Origin of the sequence: Candidatus Nitrosotalea sp. FS (assembly GCF_011319475.1) — an archaeon.
In the GTDB taxonomy this organism is placed as follows: domain Archaea; phylum Thermoproteota; class Nitrososphaeria; order Nitrososphaerales; family Nitrosopumilaceae; genus Nitrosotalea.
Genome location: NZ_RCMC01000263.1, coordinates 1 through 2,101, shown reverse-complemented (window position 1 = coordinate 2,101; position 2,101 = coordinate 1). Strand labels below are relative to the sequence as shown.

At 39.7% G+C, this 2,101-nt stretch carries 1 protein-coding gene and 2 pseudogenes; 1 reads left to right on the top strand and 2 read right to left on the bottom strand.

Annotation, left to right across the window (positions count from 1 at the left end; translation table 11 throughout):
* Window positions 1-417, top strand: a 417-nt coding sequence (locus tag DYY66_RS10320) for a TGS domain-containing protein (protein WP_166288986.1), incomplete at its 5' end; no start/stop codon positions are given.
* On the opposite strand, the pseudogene DYY66_RS16570 reads toward DYY66_RS10320, so the two are convergent.
* Both DYY66_RS16570 and cysS read right to left on the bottom strand, forming a co-directional pair.
* Window positions 414-769: pseudogene (locus DYY66_RS16570) on the bottom strand (DALR domain-containing protein); the annotation flags it as partial. The gene DYY66_RS10320 and the pseudogene DYY66_RS16570 sit on opposite strands and share 4 nt — an antisense overlap.
* 1 nt (window position 770) lies before the next feature.
* Window positions 771-2,056, bottom strand: a pseudogene (gene cysS, locus DYY66_RS16565) (cysteine--tRNA ligase); the annotation flags it as partial.
* Between the last annotated feature and the right edge of the window lie 45 nt (window positions 2,057-2,101).

Below are 2,101 nucleotides of genomic sequence, written 5' to 3'. Positions count from 1 at the left end.
CTCATAAAATATGTCCCAGGATCAGAGCAGTTTGAAATCTTGCACAAGGAACAACTAAACAAAAAACAGATAGATGCACTTGACTTTATCACGCAAGGAATACTGGGCGAGTACATGAGAACTGGTGTCCAGTTTGCAATCAATGTTACAGTATTCAAGTTGTTAAAGATGAATTCGATATATCCTGTGGCAAACGCAGAAACGTTATCTGACAAAAAAGGTCGAGTCTTACCTGACTTGATTTTATTAAAGGATGGTGCAACAGTAGAGGACCTGGCAAAAGAAATCCATACTGCACTTACAAAGGGTCTGCTTTATGCAAAAGATGTTCGATATGGAGTAAGATTGCCTGTTAACTACCAACTGCGAGACCGCGATATTGTATCACTTGTCAGCGCGCAGACAAAAAAATCCTAGTTCTCGATACCAATCTTTTCCTGCTTCATCCACAGTGTCTTGTTCTTGTGATCAATTAGAACAATATTCATGTCTGAGATCTGTTTTCTTATTGCATCTGCCTCTTGGAATTTCTTCTGGCTGCGAAGTGTATCACGTTGCTTGATGAGATTTGTGATGTCATCTTTTTCCTTGTCTGTTACCTGTACTACCTGTAGTCCAAGAACTGATGACATTTCCTGGAATACTGGCAAGAATAAACCAGATAACGTCCTTGTTAATTTTTCTGATGATGCAAGTTGGTTGATGTTTTTGACAAGTTTGAAAAAAGCCCCGACTGCAATAGGTGTGTTAAAGTCTGATTCTAATGCGTNTTTTTTCTGGCTGCGAAATGTATCTCGCTGCTTGATGAGATTTGTTATGCCGTCTTTTTCCTTGTCTGTCACATGCACTAACTGTAGGCCAAGTATTGATGACATTTCTTGGAATGCTGGCAAGATCAAATCTGATATCGTCTTTGTTAGTTTCTCAGATGATGCAAGTTGGTTGATGTTCTTGACAAGTTTGAAAAAGGCCCCTAGTGCAAGTGGCGTGTTAAAGTCTGAATCAAGTGCACTATCAAACTCTGTCTTTGATTCCTGGATGATATTTTTCACCTGGTCCAGTCCTTCTGTTGACTGGGAATCATCTGACAGAATCATCTCAAAATAACAGTTCTCCACCTGGCGCCACTTTGTTATCGTCTCCTTTAAGATCTCTTCAGAATAGTCGATTGGTTTTGTGTAATGGCCTGAGAGGCAAAACAGCCTGATGATGTTTGGACCCCATTTTTGTAATACATGGTCAATTGACTTTGTATTTCCAAGAGACTTGGACATCTTCTCTCCATTTATTGTGACCATTCCTACATGCATCCAAATTTTAGCAAAGTTGATTCCAGAGAATGCCTCTGATTGGGCTATCTCATTTTCATGGTGAGGAAATATCAGATCTCGTCCGCCGCCATGGATTTCAAAATTGCTTCCAAGATATTTCAGGCTCATTGCAGAACATTCGATATGCCATCCTGGTCTGCCACTGCCCCATGGGCTCTTCCATGTGGGGGCTCGTCAGAAAACTTCCATAGTGCAAAATCTAGCGGATCTTTTTTTGTCTCGTCCACTTCAACTCTTGCACCTGAGACTAACTCGTCTATTTTTTTCTTGGATAGTTTTCCATATTCTTTGAATTTTGATACTGCAAAGTACACCCCATTTTTGGATGTATATGCAAATCCCTTTTCGATTAAACCTTGTACCAGATTTATCATGTCTGATATGTGCTCTGTTGCCTTGGGGTACAAGTCAGCTCTCTTTACATTTAGCTTGTCAAAGTCATCAAAATAATTTTTTATGTATCTTTCAGTGATGGTTCCAGCAAGAGTATTCTCTTTTTTTGCTCTATTGATTATCTTGTCATCAACGTCGGTAAAATTCTGGATGAGGTTTACCTTGACTCCTTTTGTTTCCAGATATCTTCTAAAAACATCAAACACTATGATGGTTCTTGCATGTCCAATGTGGCTCTCATCGTATACCGTAACGCCACACAGGTAGATTCTCACAGAACCTGAGGTGTCTACGTTCTTCTCTGTTACTGACAGCGTGTCAAAAATTTTCATTGTATTCTATAGCAAGCATGGAGTTGCCATGGTTCTTTTATGTTC